Genomic DNA, 26,973 nt, shown 5'->3' on the forward strand with positions numbered 1-26,973 from the left:
TGAAGGACTTTCCTTCATCGACCTCCCCTCTATTTCTTGCGTGTATTGATTGTTTCCGGTTTTAAAATGATGGCGCCTAGAGCTGGGACAGTCGTCTTGATCAACTGACCGTACTCCTTAAATTTGATTGGTTCACTTTGACAATCCTCGTTATGTTTTGTCCAAGTACCACCAAATTCTTTCATTTCAGTATTCCAAATTTCTTTGTATGTTCCCTGATATGGAACGCCAATGTGGAACTCCCGACGTTCGATCGGTGTCATATTTAAAACGATGATTAAGAAATCTTTCTTGCGTTTGCCTTTTCGCATGAAGGTAAGAATCGACTCTTCAGTATTATCAGCATCAATAATTTCGATTGTGTCGTATGAGTCTTCCACCTCCCATAAAGCTGTTTGATTTTTATAGAAATCATTCAGTTCCGCAGTAAAATGCTGCATGGAATGATTCAATGGATCATCCAAATCGACCCATTCAAGTCCTTTGTCAAACTTCCATTCCAGAAATTGGCCCCATTCACTTCCCATAAACAATAATTTTTTACCCGGATGTGTCATGAAATAGGTGTATAGATTCCGCAACTGTGCAAATTGTTTGTAGCGATCTCCCCACATTTTATGCATCAAACTCTTCTTGCCATGAACAACTTCATCGTGTGACAATGGTAAAATAAAATTCTCTTGCATCATGTACATAAATGAAAAAGTGATTAAGTTGAAATTGTCCTTCCGGTAAAGCGGGTCCATCTCATAAAAGCGTAAAACATCATTCATCCAGCCCATATTCCACTTAAAATCAAAACCTAAAGAGCCACTTTCAATCATACCTGTCACAGGCGTCTCAGAAGAACTTTCTTCAGCGATCATTAAAATATTAGGATGCGCTAATTTGATAACGGCATTCAGCTTTTGCAAAAAGTAATATCCTTCAAAATTACGATTTCCGCCTTCATGGTTTGGTGTCCAAGGACCATCGTCATAATCCCGATAAATCATGCTTGAAACGGCGTCAACGCGTATACCGTCAATATGGAACATCTCGATCCAGTACATGGCACTGGAAATCAAAAAGCTTTGAACCTGTGGTTTTCCAAGATCAAAATTAATTGAGCCCCAGCGATTATTTTTAGCCCGATCTGGATCAGTATATTCAAATTGCGGCGTTCCATCATAATAAGGCAAGGTATCATCATTGATACAATAGTGGCCAGGGACCCAGTCAACCAGCACGCCAATATTATTTAAGTGACAAGCCTCAACAAAATCCTGAAATTCTGCTGGTGTTCCATAATAAGAGCTCATCGCAAAATAGCCAATCAATTGATATCCCCACGAACGTCCTAATGGATGTTCCATGAGCGGCATAAACTCCACATGGGTATAATTCATTTCAGCTAAATATGGCACTAACTCATCCTTCAGATCAGCAAAGCTGTAAGGTGTCCCATCTTCATGATGCTTCCATGAACTCGCATGCATTTCATAAATATTCAACGGCCGTTTAAATGCATTCGTCCGTTTACTCCGTCCGCGCCACAGGCCATCTTTCCATTTCTTCTCAGGAAAGTTATATAGTTCTGCTGCATCGCCCGGTCTTTTTTCAAAACGAACGGCAAAAGGATCTATTTTCAAAATCTCTCGACCATCTGCTTGCTTTACTTTAAATTTATAGAGCTCTCCCTCATTTGCCTTATCTGTATAGACCTGCCAGATTCCGCTCGACTCATCTTTTTCCATCGGCAGATCCTGCCAATCATTGAAATCACCCACTAAAGAAACAGCTAGTGCGTTTGGTGCCCATACTCGAAAAATGTACCCATCTTGTTCTTGGTGAGCACCTAGTAAATGTTGTGCATAAAAATTTTCTCCAGACAAAAATGTTCTCTTAGCATCATCCACTTGTTGCTTTTTTTCTTGTTTTGTATTTTTCATGAGAACCACCTTTTTTGAGCGAACGGCGAAGCGCTCTTATATTACATTTCAATGTGCAAAGTTTAATAATAAAAACACCGAGTGTTCTATTATAATAACAGAAACGCTTAATAAATAACGCCTCAAGCGTTTTACATATTTCCCTTTGCATTATTAAATGCCCCTACCTAACATTATATTATAATAAGATTTAAAATAGAAGATAAAATTTTCAATTCTTTAAAATAATTCATTTTTTCGTCAATAAATAACATTTATTATTTTCATAATCTGTTTTTTTGACAAATAATAAAGAATTTCTTTTATGCTTCTTTCCTTATGTTTGCCTTTTGACAAAATAATCGTTAGGCTAATGGTGGTAAAGAAAAATGAACAGCAATGGGCTTTAAACAGTAAAAAATCACATGCTTTAGGAGGTCGAATAATGATTGATATAAAAATGCTGGCGATGATCTTTTTTATCAATTTTGCATACGTCACATTAAATACACTCCGTTTTATGCTTACAATGAAAGGCTACCGCATATTAGCGCCTTTGATGAGTATGGTTGAGATTACTATCTATATACTCGGACTTTCACTCGTTCTGGATCGCTTAGATAATCCCCTCAACCTGCTGACCTACGCATTGGGTTATGCCATCGGTATCAGTGTTGGAATAAAAATCGAGGATAAGTTAGCATTAGGCTACATCATGGTCACAGTCATTTTACCGACAAATACGGATCAGGAAGCAAGCCTGCCGCGCTTTCTTAGGGAGAACGGCTATGGTGTCACGCAATCTTACGGTGAAGGACTAGAAGGCGGACGAATGGTCTTAGAAATTTTATCACCGCGTAAAAATGAACGCTCACTCTATGCCTTGATCAAAGAAGTTGAGGAACGGGCTTTTATTATCTCTTATGAACCAAAATATATTTCCGGCGGATTTTGGACGAAAAAAGTTCGTAAACGGCAAAAAAACAGCTTGAAGCCCTAGCTTCAAGCTGTTTTTACCAGATAAATTTGATTAATTGTTTTTCCAACTTAGCGCTTTTAGTTATTGCTGAGTGCCCCCCGCTTTTTCCTGTAACCGTCAGCTCCTGATAACTTCTCGCATGTTTTTGGAATAATAGGCGCAAAGCAAAGGCACTGTGTGTGGATACTGAGCCGTCGCTTTCTGTCCCATCCTTCAAATCCCCAGCTACATCAAGCACATGCAGATCCGTCGGCAATTGATTCATCGCCTGATCAAAATATTGATAGATCGGGGTCTCCCCGCTTGGTCCTTTTTCTGTTAATTCATAGGCAAAAATCTCTTCAGTATCCTCAGCGATCTCTAAATCATTGAAAGGTGCCGCAATCGCAACAAAATGCTCGGTAACCGGCGTCTTCTCTCCAGCATACTCTAATAAGTAGCGTAACGAAGAAACGCCCCCCATAGAATGACTGACAAGATTGACGCGCCTAACCTTCTTTTTGTACAAGTAACGCATGACTTTATCGATCCATTTACTCTGAGTAATTTCATCAGTCACGTCCTTTGCAAAAAGAACCATGATAGTTGGATTATCGTTCCTATTTTTCAACTCTCCTTCAACACTTAACTTGCCATCTGCTTGAACCACAATGGTCATTTCACGCTTCGCAACATTTTCTCGTTCAAATCGCCGCAAGAGCGGACCAAAAGAAAAAGAATTCCCTTCATAACCATGAATAAAAACGGTCGGAACATTTGAATAATGAACATCTTTTTGTTTTACCAGTGTGCCGGGACTAAAGTAACGTACCTTCGCATAATAAATCCCCCCAAACACTAATAAAAAACTTACAATCAAAATGATTCCCTTAATAATTCGTTGCATTCACTCATGCCTTCTTTTTCATTAAATAAGTAAAACTTTCCCTTTCGCCTAATAATCTTTCCGTTAATTGCTGAATAAAAAAGAAGCGTGTTCTCTTATCCATTTTCTGAACAAAATATGGTGAAATGGTCTTAGTATAAAACGGTATGTTCAACTGCCATTCAGGTTGAGAAGTAATCACCTGCGTTGTTAACAGACTATCCAAAAAGATCGATTCTCTTCTTGGTTTCTTCCCAATAATCACTTGATCAAGAATCAAACTTAATTGATTGCTGAAAAATTCCGGATTCACATCGCCGATCAACGCTGCCAGATTCGGAAATAACTTTGGTTGATCTATATTCTCAAAATAATTTGGCAAAGTTTCCGCGAGTTTTTCTCCGCGATTAATCGTCACCAATTGAAAGTTTGCATTTTCCAATCGATTAGATATCGGTAACATGAAATCAATCGCTATTGTATCGTTTAACTCAGCAAGGCGCAGTTCTTCCCCTAACCAAACTAGTAATTCTTCAGTTGTGTACTTATTATTAGCTGTTTGAATAAATTTCTCAACTAATTTAGTCGTCGGATATTCTGTTACTATCGTTAAAGAAAGCTGGTAACGTCGATCTTGACGGGACACAATAATATTATCAATCAAAAAATCTAAATTCTTATCTAGATGCTTTTGATTCGGAAAGTTTTTTCGAATCTTACGCAAGATCACCGGCTCTTGTAATTCTAGAAAGTAATTCAACAATTCTTGGATTTCAGTACGCTGTAAAGATTGCTGAAGTTTTTTATTATAAGTATAGATTTGCATCTCAGGCTCCTCTCTCGTTGGTAATTTTTTTACGTAAAAACAAAAATAGTTTACAGGCCTCTGTTATTGTAGAAGGAAAAAATCTACTTAAAAAGCCAAGCATCCAAAAGCATTATAGTCCTATTTAAAAAAATCCACAAAAAAGTGGACTTTCAAAAGTCCACTAATAATCGAATTATTTTTCAAATGCTTCTGTCAATTGAGGCACGATTTGTTTCTTACGTGAAACAACCCCCGGTAAAAATGCTCGATCGTTTTCAAGATTTACATTGAATGCTTTCGTAATCTTTTCTCTCGGTTCACCAGCGACTAATAATTCTGAGTCAGAATCTAGTACGTTTGTAACAAGCAATAAGAATAAGTCATAACCATTCTTAACGTTTTCTGCTAGCATCGCGTCACGTAACGCATCTTGACGAGCAAAAACTTCATCTAAATCAACTGTGTTGACTTGTGCGATTCGAACAGTTTTGTCAGCCATCGGAAATGATTTGGCATCCAAGTCCAATAATTCCGCTTCAGACTTATCACTTAAATTTGTTCCGGCTTTCAAAAGATCCAAACCATAGTTGTCTAGTTCAACACCAGCAATCTTCGCTAACTCATTAGCAGCATCGATATCTTCCTGTGTACAAGTCGGTGATTTGAATAATAAGGTATCAGAAATGATTGCCGATAACATCATACCTGCAATTTTCGCAGGAACAGCAATATTGTTTTCTTTATAAAGCTTTAATACGATCGTTGATGTACAACCAACTGGCTCTGCACGATAATAAAGCGGGTTTGCTGTTTGGAAGTTCGCGATTCGATGATGATCAACCACTGCCAGAATGTTCAACGCTTCAATATCCGCTGCACTTTGTTGGAATTCATTATGGTCAACTAACATTACATCATTCGTTTCAGCTGCCATTTTTTCTACTACACGTGGAGCTGTCAACCCAAAATGATCCAATGCAAATTGTGTTTCTTCATTTGGTGTTCCAAGTGCCACTGCTTCTGCGTCAACACCTAATTCTTTTTGTAAGCTAGCAAAGGCAATCGCCGCTCCGATTGCATCTGTATCAGGATTTTGGTGCCCAAAAATTAAAACTTTTGCCATAGTTAATTCGCTCCTTTAAATTAGTTCTTCTTTATCATATCAAAAAAAAGGAAAAGAGCAACAACCTGCTGCTCTTTTCGATTATAAATTTCTTGTATTTTCTAAAATCCAAAATATATAAAATACCACGCAAAGAATCGGGCGAAGAACCTTCCGCCCGATCTATCTGTTCTTTTTAATTTCCACGTTTCAAATAGCCCTTATAATCTTCGGTATGCAATAATTTTTTCGCATTCTCCACTCGATCATCCGTTGGAGGTTCAATTCCTTCTAACGGATACTTCAGACCCATTTCTTCCCACTTGTATTTGCCCATTGTATGATAAGGTAAAATCTCAACTTTATCGACATTATTCAAGCTCTTAATAAATTTATCTAATCGAATTAAAAATTCGTCATAGTCGCTTCTAAAAGGTACTAACACATGGCGTATCCAAACGGGTTTGTTAATATCCGAAAGATATTTCGCCATTTCCAAGATATTATCATTGCCATGACCGGTTAATTCTTTATGCTTTTGGTTATCAATCTGTTTAATATCAAATAAAATCAAATCAGTGTATTGCATTAATTCTTCAAACTTAGAAAAAAATGGTTCTTCAAAAGTAAATGGTTTTCCGCAACTATCTAATGTTGTATTGATTCCCATTTCCTTAGCCTTCTTAAATAAATCGATCAAAAAGTCGATTTGAAGTAAAGGTTCACCGCCGCTAACAGTGATTCCGCCTTTTTTCCCCCAATAACTCTTATAGTTCAACGCTTCCTTTAAAATATCATCAGCTGTTCTTTTCTTTGCTTTAGGATCATTTATTTTCCAAGTATCCGGATTATGACAAAATTGGCAACGCATCCGACAGCCTTGCATGAAGACGATAAATCGTACGCCGGGTCCGTCAACAGATCCGAAACTTTCGATTGAATGGACATTTCCGACAATAGGTTGTTCAGTCACAGCAGACATAAACAGTCCCCCTCTTCTATATGTAAAAATTTCTCGCAAAATTTTTTTACGAATAACCAATGACTACCTTTAAAAAGTAAGGCGAATAGACTACCGTCCATCCGCCCTATTTTAGTATTCGCTTGTAAATCAGTTCTTACATTTTAGCATGGAATGTACGACTGATTACATCTTCTTGTTGTTCACGAGTCAAGTCGATAAACTTAACCGCATAGCCAGAAACCCGAATTGTAAAGTTAGCATATTCTTCTTTTTCTGGATGTTCCATAGCATCGATTAATTTTTCTTTACCAAAGACGTTCACGTTTAGATGATGTGCTCCTTGATCAAAGTAGCCATCTAAAACGTTTGTTAAGTTTTCAATGCGTTCATCTTCATCATGACCTAATGCATCTGGATTGATACTTTGTGTATTTGAAATACCATCCAACGCATATTCATAAGGTAATTTTGTTAATGAATTTAATGAAGCTAACAAACCATTTTGTTCAGCACCATAAGATGGGTTTGCTCCCGGAGCCAAAGGTTCACCAGCTTTACGTCCATCAGGCATTGTACCAGTTGCTTTACCATAAACAACGTTTGAAGTAATTGTCAAAATTGATGTTGTTGGTTCTGAATTACGGTAAGTATGGTAATGTTCTAATTTTTCCATGAACGTTTTTAATACCCAAACAGCTAAGTCATCAGCACGAGCGTCATCGTTACCATATTTAGGGAATTTTCCATCGATCTTGAAGTCAGTAACAATACCATCTTCGTCACGAATTGGGAAAACTTTTGCATATTTGATAGCAGCTAATGAATCAACTACGTGAGAAAATCCTGCGATACCTGTCGCAAAAGTACGCTTCAAGTCAGTATCCATCAACGCTAGTTCAGCAGCTTCATAGTAATATTTATCATGCATAAAGTGGATCGCGTTCAAAGTATTTACATACATCCCAGCTAACCATTCCAACATGTCGTCATATTTAGCCATAACATCATCGAAATCTAGAGCTTCGTCTGATTCGATTGGACGGAAATCAGGTCCGACTTGTGCTTTAGATTTTTCATCAACCCCACCGTTGATCGCATATAACAATGCTTTCGCCAAGTTTGCGCGAGCACCGAAGAATTGCATTTCTTTACCCGTTTGTGTAGCAGATACACAGCAGCAGATCGCATAGTCATCTAGCCATACTGGACGCATTACATCGTCATTTTCATATTGAATTGAAGAAGTATCAATTGAAATCTTAGCTGCATAGTCTTTGAATCCTTCTGGTAAACGAGAAGAGTACAATACAGTCAAGTTTGGTTCTGGAGATGGACCCATGTTTTCTAGTGTGTGCAAGAAACGGAAATCATTTTTAGTAACTAATGTACGACCGTCCATACCCATACCAGCAATTGATAAAGTAGCCCAAACTGGATCGCCTGAGAACAATTCATTGTAAGAAGGAATACGAGCAAATTTAACCATACGTAATTTCATTACTAAATGGTCAATCAATTCCTGTGCTTGTTCTTCTGTCAAAATGCCTCTTTCAATATCACGTTGAATATAGATATCTAAGAATGTAGATACACGGCCGATTGACATCGCAGCACCATTTTGTTCTTTGATTGCTGCTAAGTAACCAAAGTATGTCCATTGAACCGCTTCTTTAGCATTCTCAGCTGGACGAGAAATATCGAACCCGTATGCTTCTGCCATTTCTTTAATGCGTTTTAATGCTTTATATTGATCGCTGATTTCTTCACGTAGACGAAGATCTTCTTCAGTGAATTGTCCGTGACCACAGTTTGCGTGGTCTTTTAGTTTTTCTTGCATCAAGTAGTCAATACCATAGAGTGCTACACGACGGTAATCACCAACGATACGTCCACGTCCGTAAGTATCAGGAAGACCAGTGATGATCTTTGCACGACGAGCCGCACGAATTTCCGGTGTATATACATCAAAGACTGCTTGGTTATGCGTTTTATGATAATCATTAAAGATTTCAGTGAATTTAGGATTTGGTGTGTAGCCATAGCGTTCAAGAGATTCTTCTGCCATACGAATACCACCGTAAGGCATGAATGCACGTTTTAACGGCTTATCTGTTTGGATACCGACGATCGTTTCTTTGTCTTTCAAATTTTCGTCAATATAGCCAGCACCATAAGCATTAGCTGCAGATACAATATCTGCCTCCATGTCTAATACGCCGCCGTTTTCACGTTCTTGTTTTTGAAGTTCTTGTAATTTTGCCCATAATGAATTTGTTGCGTCAGTTGGTTCAGCTAAGAAATCGGCAGCACCTTCATAAGGCGTGTAGTTAGCTTGGATGAAATCACGTGTATTGATTTCACTCTTCCATAAGTGCCCCTTAAAGCCTTCCCATGCAGACTTCTCAGTGTTTTTCATTTTTTCTAGTTCATTTGTTGCAGTTCCCATTCCGAAAGGACCTCCTTAGAATAATAAAAACTTAATTGCTACAGCTTTACGAACAAAGTATAACACATAAATTCTTTTATGCAAGCCTTTCCTTGTGAAAGATTAATTAGAAAACAAGAAAATTTTGTAATCGTTAGCAAAGCTTTGTTTTCAAAGGTTTTTCAGGATAAATTAGATGCAAAATTTTTATCAAAAAGATAGAAATTTCGATATTTTGTGATAAAAAAAACGGGCATCTGTTTTAATACAGATACCCAACTGTAACAATTTTATATAATACAGAGTTTAATCATCAGCAGTTAATTCTTGCGTCTGAACTACTGAGTACAACTCTCCTTCTTGCTTTTCATCAATCGCGAATGTACCATTTGAAATTCGATCACTGATTGCAACATTAGAAATCTCAAGCTCTTTTTCGATTCCTTTGCTAGTCGTTAAAATAAGTTTTCCTTCTGTTTCAGTCGTCATGTAAGACAGACGATGCGGATTCTTCTTCAGTTCACGGAAAATCATCAAGCCGCGTTTTGCTCGACCTAATTGCGGCAATTCTTGTGCAAGCATCCGTTTGGCGGCTCCGCGCTGGCTTAGTAACAGAATTGGTGAGTCACCTTCAGATGGAACTAAAGCACCCGCTACTACAAAATCACCGTCTTTAAGGTTAATAGCCTTAACTCCTGCTGCTTTTGAGCCCACTACTGGGACTTCTTCTAACGGATATCGCAGTCCGAAAGATCGATGTGAAGCAATGAACACATCCATGCCACGAACTTCATCGGTTAGGAAGACTGATACGATTTGATCCGTATCACTTTTCATTTTCATAGCTGTGGTTGGTCGACTACGATAGGTACGCCAAGGCGAAAACTCTGTCATTCGAGTTTGTTTGATCATACCTTCTTTGCTCATGAAGACAAAAAGTTTATTCGCATCAATTTCTTTATAAGGAAACGCTGCGATTATTTCTTCGGTCATAGATAAATTAGTGATCGTTTGCGAGATGTGCTCGCCGACATCTTTCCACTTTAGCTCAGTGATTTCATGAACTGGTCGATAGATCATATTTCCATGGTTCGTCAAGATTAGCAAATGATCCAGTGTATTCAACTTATCAATAAAAATAATTGAATCTCCATCTTTCATACCATGTTCATCAGGACGTGACGCATTGTATGAACGTAAGCTGCTGCGTTTTAAGTACCCTTCTTTTGTTAAGGTTACAATCACGTCTTCTTGAGCAATCAGTACTTCTGTCTCGATCTTGATTTCACTGATTTCATCCTCAATTTGCGTCATACGATCATTTCCGTAGTTCTTTTTGATTTGGCGTAATTCTTGCTTCATAACTTTATGCAATTCTTTTTCACTATTTAAGATCAAGTGTAATTCTTTTATCTCACCAGCTAATTCTGCTGCTTCTTTTTCTAATTGAGTAATATCGGTATTGGTCAGACGATACAATTGCAGAGTCACGATCGCTTCTGCTTGCTCTTCGCTGAATTCAAAACGTTTAACTAAATTAGTTTTAGCATCTTTTTTATCTTTACTGCCGCGGATCGTAGCTATCACTTCATCAAGAATCGACAAAGCTTTCTTTAAGCCTTCAACAATATGCTGGCGCTTTTCTGCTTTGTTAAGTTCATATTGACTGCGCTTAGTAATCACAGACTTACGATGTCCAATGTAGCTTTCCAAAATATGTTTCAAGCCCACTTGCCGCGGGGTCATATTATCAATTGCTACCATATTGAAATTGTAATTAATCTGCAGGTCAGTATTTTTAAACAAGTAATTTAGAATACCTTCTGCATTAGCGTCCTTTTTAAGCTCAACTACTACCTGCAACCCAGTCCGGTCTGATTCATCTCGAACCTCCGCGATACCATCGATCTTTTTATTCAAACGGATTTCATCCATTTTTTTGACTAAAACAGCTTTATTCACTTCATAAGGTATCTCATGAATGACAATTTGCTGTTTACCGCCTTTTAATGGCTCGATCGATGTTTTCGAACGAAGAATAACTTTGCCTCGGCCAGTTTCGTAAGCCTTTTTGATTTCCGCTTTTCCTTGCAAAATACCGCCAGTCGGAAAATCAGGTCCTGGAATATATTCCATTATTTTTTCTAATGAAGCATTCGGATGTTCGATTAAATAAATCGCACCATCAATTACCTCAGATAAGTTATGCGTAGGGATTTCAGTCGCATATCCAGCCGAAATACCTGTTGAACCATTGACTAAAAGATTTGGATACGCTGCTGGCAATACTGTTGGTTCTTTTTCTGTATCATCAAAGTTCCAAACTAGATCAACCGTATCTTTTTCAATATCTTTCAATAGCTCACCGCTCAGTTGAGACAAGCGGGCTTCAGTATAACGCATCGCAGCCGGCGGATCACCATCCATCGAACCATTGTTTCCGTGCATCTCGATTAAAACTTGACGCAGCTTCCAATCTTGGCTCATTCGGACCATCGCTTCATAGATTGAGCTGTCCCCGTGAGGATGATAGTTACCCATGATATTTCCGACAGACTTGGCTGATTTTCGAAAGCCTTTATCGTAAGTATTGCCGTCTTTATTCATAGCAAATAAAATCCGACGCTGTACTGGTTTCAAACCATCACGAATATCCGGCAAAGCCCGCTCTTGAATAATATATTTTGAATAGCGGCCAAAACGGTCACCCATTACTTCTTCTAATGTTAATTCTTGAATTGAATGTTTAGTCTCCATTATTTGACCACCTCCTACTCATCAAACAAGCTGATTATTTTTACTTCATCAGTCGCTTCTTCTGATTCATGTTGCTCCGCTACTGGTACAACTGGCACATCTTCCTTATTATCTAGCAGACTGCCATCTTCTTCCAACGTAAATTGTACGTGATTTTCAATCCATTTACGGCGAGGTTCTACTTTATCACCCATTAACGTCGTTACACGACGTTCAGCTTGCGCAGCATCATCGATCCGTACGCGGACAAGTGTGCGGTATTCAGGATCCATGGTCGTTTCCCATAACTGCTCCGCGTTCATTTCACCAAGACCTTTATAACGTTGCAGCATATAACCTTTACCCACTTTTTTCGTAACGTCCTGCAGCTCATCGTCTGTCCATGCATATTCAATGACTTGCTTGCGCCCAGCACCCTTTGAAACCTTGTACAATGGTGGTAAAGCTATATAGATTTTTCCATTTTCAATTAAAGGTTTCATATAGCGATAAAAGAAGGTTAATAGCAAGACTTGGATATGGGCACCATCGGTATCCGCATCGGTCATGATAATTACTTTATCGTAATTACAATCTTCAATAGAAAATTCAGGTCCGACACCTGCACCAATCGTATAGATCATCGTATTTATTTCTTCGTTCTTTAAAATATCCTGCATCTTAGCTTTCTCGGTATTAATTACTTTTCCTCGTAATGGCAGGATTGCTTGGAATTTCCGATCGCGTCCTTGTTTAGCAGAACCGCCGGCAGAGTCTCCTTCGACTAAAAACAGCTCATTTCTAGCTGCATTTTTCGATTGTGCTGGAGTTAGTTTTCCTGAAAGCAAAGACTCGCCTTTTTTACGTTTCTTGCCGTTTCGGCTTTCTTCACGAGCCTTGCGTGCTGCTTCACGAGCTTCACGAGCTTTGACCGCTTTACGAACCAGCATTTGGCTGTTCTCACTATTTTCTTGCAAGTAAAAGCCCATTTGTTCGCCAATAACGCTATCGACTGCACCGCGAGCCGCTGGTGTTCCTAATTTTTCTTTAGTTTGTCCTTCAAACTGCAGCAAGTTTTCTGGAATTCGAACAGATAATACCGCAGAGAGTCCTTCACGGAAATCTGATCCTTCTAAATTTTTATCTTTTTCTTTTAACAAACCTGTTTTTCTCGCATATTCATTGAATGCTTTCGTCATTGACGTCTTCATTCCTGATTCATGCGTACCGCCATCTTTTGTCCGTACATTGTTGACAAAGGAAAGCAGGTTCTCTGAATAACCATCATTGTATTGATAAGAAAATTCAACTTCAATCCCATCACGTTCACCAGAAAAATAAACAACGGGTGTCAATGTATCTTTATCTTCATTTAAGTATTCAACAAATTCTTTGATTCCTTCTTCAAAATGAAACGTTTCCGTAACTTTTTCTTCACCACGCAGATCAGTCAAAGTAATCTTGACACCGCGTAATAGGAAAGCAGATTCTCGTAAACGTTCTGACAAGGTTTCATAAGAGAAGTTTAACGTGGAGAAAATTTGAGCATCAGGTAAAAAGTGTACAGAGGTCCCGTTTGGTTTACGAGTCTTTCCGATTTTTTCCAGCGTGCCTTGAGGTTTTCCGCCATCCTTAAACTCTTCACGATATTCGACACCGTCTCGAACGATCGTTACATTCAACCATTCTGATAAAGCATTTACAACACTGGCACCAACACCGTGCAGACCACCAGAAGTTTTATAGCCGCCCTCTTGTCCGAATTTTCCGCCAGCATGAAGAATCGTAAAAATTACTTCTACAGTCGGAATTCCTGATGCATGCATACCAACTGGCATACCACGACCTTTATCACTCACTTCTACGCTATTATCCTGATGAAGTGTTACTTCAATCTCACTACCATAGCCGGATAATGCTTCATCGACAGCGTTGTCGACGATCTCATAAACCAAATGATGCAAACCGCGACTATCAGTCGAGCCAATATACATCCCTGGTCGTTTTCTAACCGCCTCTAATCCCTCTAAAACTTGGATCGAAGCGTCATTGTATTCGTTGTTCATCTTAGCCAAACCTACAACTCCTTACTTCTACTTTTAAACATAATTATTTTCCCAATGGAAAAAATAGATTTCTTGTTCGTACTGGATACCCTCCAATTCCCCTATCTGAATCAATTTAAGTATTTTTAAATTAGTCAGTTGTGAAAATTAGCTAGATTCCTTTTCTAAAGTACATCATTTGTATGATACGCTAAAAAAGCTCAAAAAAAAAGCCTATCCTGTTTCTGAAAAGGCATTTTAAGCTTTTTTTTTAATAAAATCAACTTAGAGATTACACTTTTTTGTTCAATTCGATCTTCACACAGCGGTCCATGACAATATCGTTGCGTCCTTGACTTTGCAACGTTTTAGCCGCTTCTTCGCTGCTTAAACCAAGCTGTGCCCAAAAAACTTTCGCGTCCGTCTTTAAAAACTCTTCTGCTATGGCCGGTAAAAATTCACTTCGTCTGAAAATATCCACGATATCAATTGTTTCTGGTACTGCAGCTAAATTCTCGACAACTGGAATCTCATTAATTTTTTGACCAGCTAGTTTTGGATTTACACCATATAATTTATACCCATGAGATTTTAAGAACTCAGCAATTTGATAACTAGTTTTTTCTGGCTTATCACTTAAACCAACGATGGCAATTACTTTTGCTTCAGTTAAATACTGGAAAATTTTCTCTTGACTAGGATTTTGAAAACTCATATGATTTCCCTCGCTCAATTTAAATTTTTAATTATTCACGATATTCAGTATATCATGTGATTAGAATTTGTTCACTCTTTTGAAATCTGATAAAATAGCCTTACTAACTAAGAAATGAGGATTCATATGAAAACCGCTATACTTTTGATCCTAGCTTATCTTCTAGGCTCTATTCCATCTGGTATTTGGATTGGAAAACTTTTTTTTAAGAAAGACATTCGTGAATTTGGTAGCGGCAATTCAGGAACTACCAATACATTTCGGGTGTTAGGAAGAACAGCAGGATTTGTTGTTTTTGCTATGGATTTATTGAAAGGCTCTCTGGCAACCGCTCTGCCTATAATTTTTCATGTAGATATTAATCCATTGTGGTTTGGTTTGGTCGCAGTCATCGGACATACATTACCTGTTTTTGCTGGTTTTAAAGGTGGAAAAGCCGTTGCAACTAGCGCAGGAATGCTGCTGGCATTTGCGCCTTTATTCTTTTTCTATTCTTTGATCTTTTTCCTGATTGTTCTTTATATCACTAGTATGGTCAGTGCAGCAAGTATTGCTTCGGCTATTTTTGTCACACTATCTTCTATCATTCTGCCTTACATCTGGCCAACGATTCTACCGACACACAACTGGCTGCTGACGATAATCTGTTTTGTCTTAACTTGCTACATTGTTTATCGTCACAAGGAAAATATTCAGCGGATCAAAGCTGGAACAGAAAATCGGGTTTCTTTTGGATTGAATAAGAAGGAGAATTAGATGGAAGAACAACTCTTAGACTGGGCAATCGAACTTCAAGCTTTGGCACAAGCAGGACTAGCTTATACAAAGGATCCTTTTGACCAAGAACGATTCGAACGTATTCGCACCATCGCTACAGAGATGTTAGCAGTCCAATCTCCAATTCCTGTTCCGAAACTAAGAAAACTCTTTGCTGAAGATTTCGGATACCCAACTCCAAAATTAGATACACGAGCAGCCATATTTGAAAATAATAAAATTTTGTTAGTACAAGAAAAAAATGAACTTTGGTCCTTGCCTGGCGGCTGGGTTGATTTCGATCAATCGATTAAAGAAAATGCTGTTAAGGAAACGTTAGAAGAGACAGGATTGACCGTCGAAGCGTTGAAGGTAATTGCTATTCAAGACCGCAACAAACATAATCCACCACGCTATGCATATAATATTTGTAAAATCTTTATTGAATGTCGGGTGCTTAGCGGTGACTTTGTCGAGAATATTGAAACAATCCAAATTGACTGGTTTGATGAAGACACTCTGCCTCAGTTAGCTGAGGAAAAAACTACAAAAGAGCAAATAAAGCTATGCTTTGAAGCTCATAAAATGAATCAATGGTCTGTGCCCTTCGATTAAAATCGCTAGTTTTTCACGAAAAATAAACCGCTCTGAAATTTATAATTTTCGGAGCGGTTTATTTTATCAACTTTTTTAGCTAACAGTAATTGAAAATTCTGTTTTGAAGTTTTCATTTACAGCTAAACGATTCATACCTTCTTTATCCTCTAGTCGTCCAGTGCTGTCTACTGTGTCCGCAAAGCCCCACCAAGGCTCGATACAAACAAATGGTGCTTCAGTCGGATATGGAGACCATAGGCCTACATAAGGAATATTATTATAAGCTAAGGTCACACTATGTGAAGACTCTTCACTTCCTAAGGTATAGGCATTTAGACCACGTGTTTCAAAAATTAAGGCGTCTTCTTTAAACAATTCACGGCTTAATTGGATATTTGTATTAGTTTGACCAATCGTTTTTTGATCCAAATTTGCATAAGGCCCCTCTAAAGGTATTTTCACTCGTGATTTTTGAGGAGAAAAAGCGATAAAGTAATCTTCAAAACTTAAATCATTGGTTAATGGAATGTTGAATGCAGGATGGCCGCCAAGAGCAAAAATCATTTCTTCCGTCCCAGTATTTTCTACATTGAAACGAATACGTACACCTTCACCCCAGATTTCATAACTGATAGTTAAGGCGAAATCAAACGGATAAACCTTTTTTGTTTCCTCGTCGCTTTCTAACAGGAAAGTCGCCTTATCCTTTGTTTGCTCGATAACTTGAAAATTCTTATCACGAGCAAAGCCATGTTGACCCATAGGATAAGTTTGGCCTTTATACGTATATTGATTATCCTTTAGACGACCTACAAATGGAAATAGAAACGGTGCATGACGATTCCAGTATTTCGGATCCGCCTGCCAAATATATTCGATCTCATTGGCTCGTAAACTTGTAAGTTCCGCGCCTTTTTCATTGATCGTTGCTTGCAAGAAATCATTGCTGATTATCACTGACATAAATACCCCACTCCTTGCTTCTATTTAATTGTAATTATTCATACCATATATCATCCAACTAGACAAATTCAAGTCCCTTTGATTACTTTAGAGGTTGATCGAACTAAAGAAGTTGGATTAGCAACTTTACTTATGACGTACTAATTCATCCTTAAACAATGGATTCAAAACTTTTAAATACGTTCCCTTCATCCCAAGAGAACGAGATTCAATAATCCCAGCAGATTCCAGCTTCCGCAAAGCATTAACAATCACTGAACGCGTAATGCCAATTTTATCTGCGATATTTGAAGCAGTTAAACGACCTTCATCGCCTTCTAAAGCATCGAAAATCGCCTTAACAGCTTTTAATTCACTGTATGAAAGTGTACTAATCGCCATTTGCACAGCTGTTTGGCTGCGGATCTTTTCTTCCACATTCAAAAATTGCTGATATAGAACTTCCATCCCGATAACTGTAGCACCATATTCTGCCAAAACAAGATCATCATCATCAAACGCGCCTTCTGTTCGAGCTAGCACGATCGTACCTAAGCGCTCCCCAGATCCGAAGATTGGAATAACTGTCGTTAAACCATTAGGATAGAGCTCTGCCCGCTCCGTAGGAAATGCCGTCAACTCATTTGCCACAGGAATATTGGCCTCTGTTTTAAATACTTCCTTCATTTCCGATACATAGCTATCAGGAAACTGGCGATCAACTAAAAATGAACGAACACGATCGGTATTAATATCAATCTTTTCGTTAAGTCCCAACAATTTTCCTTCCGCCCCAATGATGTAGGTCAATGAGCCAAGGATGTCCCCTAAAATTCGCGCCATATTATTATAAGGTAATTCTGCAGCTGGCTCAAAGGCATTTTTCTGCTGCATTAATTTATTTATTTGGCGTGTTTTCTCTAATAATGTTTCCACTTTTTCCCCTCCATTTTTTAAAGAATGTAACGACTTAAATCTTTATTTTGAGCGATGGATACCAATTTCTCATCCACGTATGCCTCTGTAATTTTAATTTCACCCATTTGCATATCAGGCGCTTCAAACAACAAATCTTCTAGTAATTTTTCTAAAATCGTGTGTAGACGACGAGCACCAATGTTATCAGTCTCACGATTTACATCAAAGGCGATTTGAGCAATTCGTTCAATCGCTTCTTGCGTAAAGACGATTTTGACATTTTCAGTACCAACAAGAGCGATGTATTGCTTGATCAACGCATTATTTGGTTCTGTCAAAATCTTGACAAAATCTTCCGCTGATAAATCACTCAACTCAACACGGATTGGAAAACGCCCTTGTAATTCAGGTATCAGGTCGCTTGGTTTTGATAGACTAAAGGCCCCGCTTGCGATAAATAGAATATGATCTGTCTGAATCGCACCATACTTAGTATTTACTTGTGAACCTTCAACGATCGGTAAAATATCTCTTTGAACACCTTCACGAGAAACTTCGCCAGAATTTTGTTGCGATTTAGAAGTGATTTTATCAATTTCATCAATAAAGATGATACCGGAACTTTCTGCCAACTTGATTGCGGCAGTAGAAATATCTCCCTCATTTACTAATTTAGCTTGTTCTTCTTTCACTAAAAGTTCTTGCGCTTCCTTAACAGTCACTGTCCGCTGAACTTTTTTCTCTGGTGTTAAGGCGCCTAATGTGTCAGACAGATCGATCCCCATCTGTTCTAAGCCGTTATTCATCGGCATCGCCTTTTTCGGTTCAGCAACTTCAATCGTAACTTCTCTTTGATCCAGCAACCTCTTTTCCAACTGCTCAAGCACAGTTTGACGATTCACTTTGATATCTTCAGTAACTTCTTCCTTAGATTCAGTTTGCGTTTGATTGAAGATGTTCATCATCTGTTCATAAGGATTGTTGCTTTGTTTTTGCTCTTTTTTAATCCCTGGAACTAATACTTTAACCAACCGCTTGTTAGCTCTTTTTAAAGCTTGAGAATAAACTTTTGAATATTGCTCTTTTTCAACAATCGTAATGGCGTTTTCAACCAAATCGCGAACCATTGATTCTACATCGCGACCAACATAACCGACTTCGGTGAATTTCGTAGCTTCCACCTTCACAAAAGGAGCTTTGACAATTCGTGCCAAACGGCGAGCAATCTCTGTTTTCCCAACACCAGTTGGTCCAATCATTAAAATATTCTTAGGTGTAACTTCTTGCTGCATCGATTCTTCTAACTGCATCCGGCGATAACGATTACGTAAAGCAATCGCTACTGAACGCTTTGCTTCATCTTGTCCGATGATGTATTGATCTAATTCACTTACAATTTCTTTTGGTGTTTTATTAACTTCAGTCATCTTGATTCTCCTTACTTAATATGATGGATTCATTCTTAGACAAATAAGTCGATTTAAAAAATGTTTTATCAAACTACATTTCTTCAACAATAATGTTATGGTTTGTAAAGACACAAATATCTGCGGCGATATTTAACGCACTCTCTGCCATTTCCTTGGCACTCATCTCAGAATTATGCTTTTTCATGGCCCGAGCCGCAGCTAATGCATAATTTCCACCAGAACCAATCGCTAAAATACCATCATCTGGTGCAATTACTTCACCATTACCGGAAACTAACAGCATCTCGTCCTCATTCATAACGATCAATAAAGCTTCTAAATTTTTCATTGCTTGTTGTGTACGCCATTCTTGTGCCAGCTCTACAGCTGCTCGTTGAAGATTTCCGTTATATTCGTTTAGCTTGCCTTCAAATTTCTCTTCTAGAGTAAAAGCATCTGCTACACTTCCGGCAAAACCCACAACAACTTTTCCATTATAGATCCGACGAACTTTCCGTGCCGTACCCTTCATGATAACTTGTTCTCCCATTGTAACTTGACCATCACCGGCCATAGCTAATTTTCCATCTTTTTCGATCGCGCAGATCGTAGTTGAATGAAATTGTGATTCAGACATTTTATTCTCTCCTTCGTATAAGTTTTAACTTCTAAGCTCTTGGATGAAATGAGCGATAACTTTTTTGTAAGCTTTCCTTTGTTACATGTGTATAAATTTGGGTGGTTGATAAATTAGCATGCCCCAATAATTCTTGTACAGTACGTAAGTCAGCACCATTATTCAACAAATGTGTAGCAAAGCTATGCCGCAGCATGTGGGGGTGAATATCGCTAGTTAAACTGCTCTTTTTGATGATTTGATTGAGCACATATTCAATGCCAGTTGATGTAATCTGCTCCCCACGATGATTGACGAATAGATAGTCATGCTCTTTCCCGAAATGCTCCATCAATCTTTTACGTCCATCGTGAATATGTTCTTGGATCGCATCTGCTGCATAAGAACCTAATGGAACATAGCGATCTTTATTTCCTTTCCCATGTATCAGCATAACGCTATTATCAAAATCAATAACAGACAATCTGAGATTTGCACATTCACTGACACGAAGGCCTGACCCATAAAGTACTTCTAACAATGCGCGATTCCGTTGATCCAATGGTTCTGCCCCATCAACACTATTAAATAGTACCTCGATCTCTTTTTCATAAAAAAAGCGTGGCAGCCTTGCTTGCTTTTTCTTGAGGTGAACATAAGAAAAAGGATTTTCCTTGATTTTTTCATGTTTCAAAAGATATTGATAAAAAGATCGTAAACTAGCAATCTTTCGACTGATCGTATTACGACTATATTTTTGATCGTTTAAAAAAGCTAAGTAGACACGAACGTCCAAATGATTTACGGTCATCAGCAGAGGCTCTCCTGAATTCTGTAAAAAGTCACAAAAGTCATTTAGGTCTCGCTGATAGGCTTCTTTTGTTTTTTCTGAATAGCCTCTCTCGGTTATTAAATAACCCATAAACTCTTGCATTGCTGCTTCATTTTCCAAACTTTTTCTCACCTCACAAACATATCACAAATGTAGCATAAGAGCTTTTTAAATACAATTGAATTGTCAGAATTTATTGACTTTTCACGAATATACTAACAATTCTTTACAGATATTTCATAATTGCTGTCAAATCAAACATGAATCCGATTTATTTTGTCCAAAATAAAAAATTCCATTGCTCAAGCAACGGAATTTTTCTCTAATTGTTCATTTCAGCTAGGGCGTTCAACGCTCTCTCAGCTAGCGCTTCATACCTCAATTTCTTATCACGAATTCGCTCTGGTAAACTTGGAAATAAGCCAAAATTGGCATTCATCGGTTGAAAGTGTTTGCCTTCTGCATGAGTGATATAATATGCCATTGAACCAATCGCAGTTTCACGAGGGAACTCAATCAACTCTTCATCTTTCGCCAACTTAGCAGCATTCAAACCGGCTACCAGCCCGCTACTAGCACTTTCTACATATCCTTCAACACCCGTCATTTGACCAGCGAAGAATAAGTCAGCGCGCTTTTTACTTTGGTAGGTTGGTCGTAAAAGCTCTGGTGAATTCATAAAACTGTTGCGATGCATAACTCCATAACGTAAGAACTCCGCATTTTCTAAACCAGGAATCAATCGGAAGACACGTTTCTGCTCGCCCCACTTCAAATGTGTTTGAAAGCCGACGATATTGTACATTGAAGCTGCCGCATTATCTTGTCGTAACTGAATAACAGCATAAGGACGTTTACCAGTCTTTGGATCTTCTAAACCAACAGGCTTCATTGGGCCAAATAGCATCGTTTTAATCCCGCGTTTAGCCATAACTTCGATCGGCATACAGCCCTCAAAAAACTTTTCCTTCTCAAATTCTTTTTGCGGCGCAACTTCTGCATCGATCAATGCTTCGTAAAACCGCATGAATTCTTCTTCCGTCATTGGACAGTTCAGATATGCCGCCTCACCTTTATCGTAACGAGACTTCAAATAAACCTTTTCACGATCAATGGTAGAACCATCTAGAATTGGAGCTGCTGCATCGTAAAAGTAAAATCCATGTGAGCCATTGTATTTTGCGATTTCTTCAGCAAGAGTTTCCGAAGTCAGCGGACCAGTCGCGATAACTGTGAGCCCTTCTGGAATTTTAGTGACTTCTTCGGAGTTAACTGTAACCAGCGGGTGTTCTTTTACTTTTTTCGTAATTAATTCAGAAAAATTATTACGATCAACTGCAAGAGCGCCGCCCGCAGGCACTGCCGTCTCATCTGCCGAAGTAATTACAACAGAATTTAATCGACGCATTTCTTCTTTTAATACACCGACTGCATTAGTCAGGCCGTTTCCGCGTAATGAATTACTGCAAACGAGCTCTGCAAAATTTCCAGTGTGATGTGCTGGAGTAGATTTAATTGGCCGCATTTCATATAAATTTACAGGAACACCTGCCTCTGCTAACTGCCATGCAGCTTCGCTTCCGGCTAAACCGGCCCCGATAACATTAACTGTTTTTACCATCTATTCCTCACTTATAAAAATTATTTTTGTACTGTTTCTTCGTAATCTCCATTAACACAGACAACCTGTTTGCCGCCTTTGACTTTTTTCTCAACTAGGTAGCCATCACATTTTGGACAGCTGCGGCCGACTGGTTTATCCCAAGAAGTAAAGTCACAGTCTGGATAGCGTGAACAACCATAGAATAAACGATTTTTCTTTGATTTCCGTTCCACGACTTGTCCTTTATGACAAACTGGGCATTCAACACCAATTTCTTTAATAATCGGTTTTGTGTTGCGACAGTCAGGAAAATTACTACATGCATAGAATTTACCATAACGTCCTAATTTGATTACCATAGGGTGACCGCAAACATCACAATCAAAGCCGGCTGGTTCATCTTTGATTTGGATTTTTTCAATGCCTTCTTCAGCTTTTTCAAGCTCTACTGCAAATGGCTTGTAGAATCGGTCTACAACCTTAGTCCATTCTTCCTTGCCTTCTTCGACCTTATCTAGATCATTTTCCATTTCGGCCGTAAAGTTGACATCCACTATTTGTGGGAAGAAATCAACAATTAAGGTATTAACAATCTCACCAAGCTCGGTTGGTTCAAATCGTCTTTGAGTTAGTTTCACATAGTAACGACGTTGGATCGTATCCAACGTTGGAGCATAAGTTGATGGTCGGCCCACTCCGTTTTCTTCAAGTGTCTTGATTAACGTTGCTTCACTAAAACGAGCTGGCGGCTGAGTGAAGTGCTGTTTCGGTTCGATATTGACAGATTGAACCACTTCGCCTTTTTCAAGTTCCGGCAAAATGTTTTCCTTATCCTCTTTGCCATCGTCACGACCTTCGATATAGACTTGCATGAATCCTTTAAACTTGATTTTAGAACCATTAGCAATGAAAATCACACCATTTTGCTCCAAAGTCACTTTCATTGTATCCAGAATAGCCGCAGTCATTTGACTAGCAACAAAACGCGACCAAATCAAGGTATAAAGTTTTAATTGATCTTTATCTAAATATTGTTTCATCTCATCCGGTGTCCGTTGAACACTTGTTGGTCGAATTGCTTCATGGGCATCTTGCGCCCCTTGTGGATTTTTCGCTTTACGTGCATGGTGTTGCGAATACTCTTTACCGTAAGTTTTTTCAATAAATTCCGCTGCCTCAGTCTTAGCAGTATCCGAAATACGAGTTGAGTCGGTACGCATATAGGTAATTAAACCTACTGTACCTTGCTTGCCCAAAGCGATCCCTTCATACAATTGCTGAGCAACCATCATGGTTTTTCTAGTACGGAAGTTTAATTTACGAGCGGATTCCTGTTGCATGTTACTAGTAGTAAATGGCAATGCTGGATTCCGTCTTCGTTCCTTTTTCTCAACTTTGGTTACTTCATAATCCTTACCATCAATCCTTGAAGTGACTTCTTTCACTGCTTCGGCGTTCGAAAGCTTTTTCTTTTTCCCATCAATACCCCAGAAGTTAGCCTTAAATTTCTTAGTTTTCTTCTTGAAATTTCCATCAATACTCCAGTATTCTTCTGGTATAAAATCACGAATATCCTGCTCACGGTCAATAATCATCTTCAGAGCGATCGATTGAACACGTCCGGCACTCAAGCCTTTTTTAATTTTTTTCCAAAGAATTGGCGAAATTGAATAACCTACTAATCGGTCCAATGCTCGTCGTGCCTGTTGAGCATCGACTAAAGAGACATCAATTGAACGAGGTTCTTTGAATGCTGCCTTAACAGCATTTTTTGTAATTTCATTAAAGACAACACGATTTTTATCTTTTAAGTCTAACCCTAACAAATAGGCAAGATGCCATGCTATGGCTTCTCCTTCTCTATCCGGGTCACTTGCGAGATAAACTTTTTGCGCTTTTTTAGCTGCCTGCTTCAAACTTTTGATAACATCGCCCTTGCCACGAATCGAGATATAATGAGGTTCGTAATTATTCTCAACATCGATCCCCATTTTACTTTTTGGCAAGTCACGAACATGTCCAACACTTGCTACCACTTTGTAGTTTCTTCCTAAATATTTCTCAATGGTCTTTGCTTTTGCTGGTGATTCCACGATAACTAGGTATTTATAGGCCAAATGTATTTGCCTCCTCAATTTTTTCTTCTATTATATATCGGTAACTACTGACAAATCGTAGCCTATAATACGCTATTCAAATTTTGTTTGTCAAGTCAGGTCTAGTGAATTTTATTCCATAAATCATAAGAATCAAAAATATCCTGTGTTTTTTCAACACAAATCGCACCATCTTGTATTAGCTGATGACACCCACTAGATCGCCCATCCAATATTGATCCGGGAACCACAAATACATCTTTTCCATATTCCAAACTTTGTTGAGCAGTGATTAGTGATCCGCTGCGTTTTTTTGCTTCAACTACCAAAACGCCGCTGCTCAGTCCTGCAATAATTCGATTTCTCATTGGAAAGTGAAATTTTGCCGGAGTCGTACCATTTGGATATTCGCTCAAAACTAAATGGTGTTGACTCATTTCTATTTGTAAATTACCGCTAGATTTAGGATAACAAATATCCAAGCCAGTTCCAACTACTCCAATCGTTTTTCCTTGATTGCTAATAGCAAATTGGTGAGCAAAACTATCAATCCCCTTAGCCAGTCCGCTAACTATTATAAATCCCCGTTTGGTAATATCTGGCAGCAATTCCTCTAAAACATGATAACCATAGTTTGTCGCATCTCGAGCACCTACGATTGCCAACATATTTCGCTTTAGTAAATTCAAATCACCTTTATAAAATAATACTAACGGCGGAGTTGGGACATACCGCAATGCATCTGGATACTCTTCATCTTCAATAGTGATGAACTGATGAGTCCTTTGGATCTCGCTTAATCGTTCCTCCGTCCACTCATTCCAATCGTTCGTTTTAGTGGTTTGTGCCAATAAACGTACTTCTAATCCATCAAATTCCCACCATTGATGCCTCTTAGCGAATTGATAAATCTGTTGCTTGCCAAATGCCCCGATTCCTTTTGTTAAACTTAAACGTAATAGAAAATTATTTTTCAAAAAAATCCCTCTTTTCAGCTCTTTACCAAAAGATACTCAAAAAAGAAGGATTTTATTTTATAAATTTTTAATTGGGGCAAAAGTTTTACGATGAATTGGCAGAATTCCTTGCGTTTCTATGGCTAGCAAGTGCTCCTTAGTTCCATATCCAGCATTCTTGGCAAAACCATAAGCGGGATATTTCTCTCCATATCTTGTCATCCATTCATCACGATAGACTTTTGCAATGATGCTTGCAGCGGCGATCGAAACTGATCGTGCATCACCTTTGATAATTTTTTCTTGCGGCAAACCATTATCTAGAACCATCGCATCAATCAACAAACAGTCCGGTGCAATTTCTAACTGGTCTATCGCACGTTGCATGGCCACTTTAGTCGCTTGGTAGATATTTAATTGATCAATTTCTTCTGCCGTTGCTTCACCAATACCAATTGCACGCGCATTTTTTTTGATTTCTGCAACAAGCTCTTCACGCTTATGTGCTGAAAGTTGCTTTGAATCATTCAAACCTAAGATCTCATGTTCTTCATTTAAAATAACTGCTGCTGCAACCACTGGTCCAGCCAATGGTCCACGTCCAACCTCGTCAATGCCGCAAATTGCTTGAAAGCCAAGTGACTTCTTCTCATTCTCAAAAACTGACATTTCATGATATTTTTCAGCTAGTGCAGCTTGTTTTTCTTGCTGCTTTTGCCACTGGTTTAGCGCTTGTTGGACACCTTTGCGGGGGTCTTGTCGAAATTCTGCTAAACGAGGATCATCTGACGAGATGATGTTCTTGATCTCTGCCTTCACTACGCTGATTGATAATTTTTCCATCATTCACTCAGCTCCTCAAAACGATCCAGCGTGTAACGACCTAACTTACCTTGACGCAATTCAAGAATCAACATCTCACTTGCACGCTCATAATCATCTTTAAACCCGCGTTTTTCAGAAATTAGTAATAATAATTCAGGCAGTGCCATAAATAAGTCTTCATCCGATAATTTATAACGAGACTTTAATTGCTCTGGATAAAATCGGCAGAATACTTCTAGTTCATAAAGAGCCAAATCATCCAAGTGCAAAAGATCATCCTTGATTGCTCCTGTTAGAGCTAATTTCTTCCCGACTGCGGGGTCCTCGAATTTAGGCCACAAAATTCCGGGAGTATCTAACAGCTCTAATTGAGAACCAAAACGTAACCATTGCTGACCTTTAGTAACTCCAGGTCGATTACCGGTACTTGCAATTTTCTTTCCGGCTAAATGATTCAATAATGTAGATTTTCCTACATTGGGTATCCCTAAAACCATTGCCCGAATTGCTCGCGGCTTCAGCCCTCTTTCTTTATCACGAGCAATTTTTTCTGCTAAAACTTTTTTACTAGCAGGAACAATTTGTTTAACGCTTTTATCATCCTTAGCAGTCAACGCAAGTACGTGATGTCCCTGACCTCGAAAATAGTTCACCCATAAATTGGTTTGGTTAGGGTCAGCTAAGTCAGACTTATTTAGCAGAATTAAACGGGGCTTTTGCTGTACAATTTGGTCTAGCATTGGATTACGTGATGATAGTGGCAATCGAGCATCAATCAGCTCAAAGACAATGTCGACAAATTTTAGCTTCTCAGCGACTTCTCGTCTAGCTTTAGCCATATGTCCGGGAAACCATTGAATAGTCATATATATTT

At 38.6% G+C, this 26,973-nt stretch carries 22 protein-coding genes; 3 read left to right on the forward strand and 19 right to left on the reverse strand.

Annotated elements, in window-relative coordinates; genetic code table 11:
* Nucleotides 1-29: 29 nt before the first annotated feature.
* Nucleotides 30-1,931 (reverse strand): 1,4-alpha-glucan branching protein GlgB, encoded by a 1,902-nt coding sequence (gene glgB, locus FFR60_RS10135; RefSeq protein ID WP_137664063.1) that lies wholly within the window; start codon nucleotides 1,929-1,931, stop codon nucleotides 30-32.
* 424 nt (nucleotides 1,932-2,355) lie between these two features.
* Here glgB and FFR60_RS10140 point away from each other — a divergent pair, with 424 nt between their 5' ends.
* Nucleotides 2,356-2,910, forward strand: coding sequence for a DUF2179 domain-containing protein (locus tag FFR60_RS10140; protein WP_088932401.1), 555 nt, complete (start codon nucleotides 2,356-2,358; stop codon nucleotides 2,908-2,910).
* 13 nt (nucleotides 2,911-2,923) lie between these two features.
* Here FFR60_RS10140 and FFR60_RS10145 read toward each other — a convergent pair whose 3' ends face one another.
* The 8 genes from FFR60_RS10145 to FFR60_RS10180 all read right to left on the reverse strand — a co-directional run bounded on the left by FFR60_RS10145 (nucleotide 2,924) and on the right by FFR60_RS10180 (nucleotide 14,549).
* Complete coding sequence (locus FFR60_RS10145) at nucleotides 2,924-3,775, reverse strand: alpha/beta hydrolase (RefSeq protein WP_137664064.1); 852 nt, start codon at nucleotides 3,773-3,775, stop codon at nucleotides 2,924-2,926.
* Between the two features lie 4 nt (nucleotides 3,776-3,779).
* The gene (locus FFR60_RS10150) at nucleotides 3,780-4,580 is read right to left on the reverse strand and encodes a DUF1803 domain-containing protein (RefSeq protein ID WP_137664065.1); all 801 of its coding nucleotides are present in this window, start codon (nucleotides 4,578-4,580) and stop codon (nucleotides 3,780-3,782) included.
* 175 nt (nucleotides 4,581-4,755) lie between these two features.
* Complete coding sequence (locus tag FFR60_RS10155; RefSeq protein WP_137664066.1) at nucleotides 4,756-5,685, reverse strand: manganese-dependent inorganic pyrophosphatase; 930 nt, start codon at nucleotides 5,683-5,685, stop codon at nucleotides 4,756-4,758.
* A gap of 175 nt (nucleotides 5,686-5,860) precedes the next feature.
* Complete coding sequence (gene pflA / locus FFR60_RS10160; RefSeq protein WP_137664067.1) at nucleotides 5,861-6,646, reverse strand: pyruvate formate-lyase-activating protein; 786 nt, start codon at nucleotides 6,644-6,646, stop codon at nucleotides 5,861-5,863.
* A 136-nt stretch (nucleotides 6,647-6,782) separates the two neighbouring features.
* Nucleotides 6,783-9,074 carry a formate C-acetyltransferase gene (gene pflB / locus FFR60_RS10165; RefSeq protein WP_137664068.1) on the reverse strand — a complete coding sequence of 764 codons (2,292 nt, stop codon included), beginning with the start codon at nucleotides 9,072-9,074 and terminating at the stop codon, nucleotides 6,783-6,785.
* A gap of 285 nt (nucleotides 9,075-9,359) precedes the next feature.
* Nucleotides 9,360-11,810, reverse strand: coding sequence for a DNA topoisomerase IV subunit A (parC, locus tag FFR60_RS10170; RefSeq protein ID WP_137664069.1), 2,451 nt, complete (start codon nucleotides 11,808-11,810; stop codon nucleotides 9,360-9,362).
* Between the two features lie 14 nt (nucleotides 11,811-11,824).
* Nucleotides 11,825-13,855, reverse strand: a complete 2,031-nt coding sequence (gene parE, locus FFR60_RS10175; RefSeq protein WP_137664200.1) for a DNA topoisomerase IV subunit B — start codon at nucleotides 13,853-13,855, stop codon at nucleotides 11,825-11,827.
* A 271-nt stretch (nucleotides 13,856-14,126) separates the two neighbouring features.
* Nucleotides 14,127-14,549 carry a CoA-binding protein gene (locus FFR60_RS10180; RefSeq protein ID WP_137664070.1) on the reverse strand — a complete coding sequence of 141 codons (423 nt, stop codon included), beginning with the start codon at nucleotides 14,547-14,549 and terminating at the stop codon, nucleotides 14,127-14,129.
* 126 nt (nucleotides 14,550-14,675) lie between these two features.
* Between FFR60_RS10180 and plsY the strand changes: the two genes are divergently transcribed.
* Together plsY and FFR60_RS10190 are read left to right on the forward strand one after the other, a co-directional pair.
* Nucleotides 14,676-15,305, forward strand: coding sequence for a glycerol-3-phosphate 1-O-acyltransferase PlsY (gene plsY / locus FFR60_RS10185; protein WP_137664071.1), 630 nt, complete (start codon nucleotides 14,676-14,678; stop codon nucleotides 15,303-15,305).
* Nucleotides 15,306-15,920 (forward strand): NUDIX hydrolase N-terminal domain-containing protein, encoded by a 615-nt coding sequence (locus tag FFR60_RS10190; protein WP_137664072.1) that lies wholly within the window; start codon nucleotides 15,306-15,308, stop codon nucleotides 15,918-15,920. It begins immediately after the preceding gene.
* A gap of 75 nt (nucleotides 15,921-15,995) precedes the next feature.
* On the opposite strand, the gene FFR60_RS10195 is transcribed toward FFR60_RS10190, so the two are convergent.
* From FFR60_RS10195 to ylqF, 10 genes are all read right to left on the reverse strand, one after another.
* Nucleotides 15,996-16,865, reverse strand: a complete 870-nt coding sequence (locus FFR60_RS10195) for an aldose 1-epimerase family protein (RefSeq protein ID WP_088932394.1) — start codon at nucleotides 16,863-16,865, stop codon at nucleotides 15,996-15,998.
* 126 nt (nucleotides 16,866-16,991) lie between these two features.
* The gene (gene codY / locus FFR60_RS10200) at nucleotides 16,992-17,780 is read right to left on the reverse strand and encodes a GTP-sensing pleiotropic transcriptional regulator CodY (protein ID WP_088932393.1); all 789 of its coding nucleotides are present in this window, start codon (nucleotides 17,778-17,780) and stop codon (nucleotides 16,992-16,994) included.
* A gap of 17 nt (nucleotides 17,781-17,797) precedes the next feature.
* Nucleotides 17,798-19,189, reverse strand: coding sequence for an ATP-dependent protease ATPase subunit HslU (hslU, locus tag FFR60_RS10205; RefSeq protein WP_137664073.1), 1,392 nt, complete (start codon nucleotides 19,187-19,189; stop codon nucleotides 17,798-17,800).
* A gap of 73 nt (nucleotides 19,190-19,262) precedes the next feature.
* Nucleotides 19,263-19,808, reverse strand: coding sequence for an ATP-dependent protease subunit HslV (gene hslV, locus FFR60_RS10210; protein ID WP_088932391.1), 546 nt, complete (start codon nucleotides 19,806-19,808; stop codon nucleotides 19,263-19,265).
* 31 nt (nucleotides 19,809-19,839) lie between these two features.
* Nucleotides 19,840-20,739 carry a tyrosine recombinase XerC gene (gene xerC / locus FFR60_RS10215; protein WP_137664074.1) on the reverse strand — a complete coding sequence of 300 codons (900 nt, stop codon included), beginning with the start codon at nucleotides 20,737-20,739 and terminating at the stop codon, nucleotides 19,840-19,842.
* 202 nt (nucleotides 20,740-20,941) lie between these two features.
* A complete protein-coding gene (gene trmFO / locus FFR60_RS10220; RefSeq protein WP_137664075.1) occupies nucleotides 20,942-22,240 on the reverse strand; it encodes an FADH(2)-oxidizing methylenetetrahydrofolate--tRNA-(uracil(54)-C(5))-methyltransferase TrmFO in 1,299 nt (432 codons plus the stop codon).
* Between the two features lie 20 nt (nucleotides 22,241-22,260).
* The gene (gene topA, locus FFR60_RS10225; RefSeq protein WP_137664076.1) at nucleotides 22,261-24,339 is read right to left on the reverse strand and encodes a type I DNA topoisomerase; all 2,079 of its coding nucleotides are present in this window, start codon (nucleotides 24,337-24,339) and stop codon (nucleotides 22,261-22,263) included.
* Nucleotides 24,340-24,440: 101 nt separating this feature from the next.
* Complete coding sequence (gene dprA, locus FFR60_RS10230) at nucleotides 24,441-25,295, reverse strand: DNA-processing protein DprA (RefSeq protein WP_137664077.1); 855 nt, start codon at nucleotides 25,293-25,295, stop codon at nucleotides 24,441-24,443.
* A 57-nt stretch (nucleotides 25,296-25,352) separates the two neighbouring features.
* Nucleotides 25,353-26,117, reverse strand: coding sequence for a ribonuclease HII (gene rnhB, locus FFR60_RS10235; protein ID WP_137664201.1), 765 nt, complete (start codon nucleotides 26,115-26,117; stop codon nucleotides 25,353-25,355).
* The gene (gene ylqF / locus FFR60_RS10240; protein ID WP_088932386.1) at nucleotides 26,117-26,965 is read right to left on the reverse strand and encodes a ribosome biogenesis GTPase YlqF; all 849 of its coding nucleotides are present in this window, start codon (nucleotides 26,963-26,965) and stop codon (nucleotides 26,117-26,119) included. The genes rnhB and ylqF overlap by 1 nt, the downstream gene beginning before the upstream one ends.
* Nucleotides 26,966-26,973: the final 8 nt, after the last annotated feature.

The organism is Enterococcus hulanensis (genome assembly GCF_005405485.1).
GTDB lineage: Bacteria > Bacillota > Bacilli > Lactobacillales > Enterococcaceae > Enterococcus_A > Enterococcus_A hulanensis.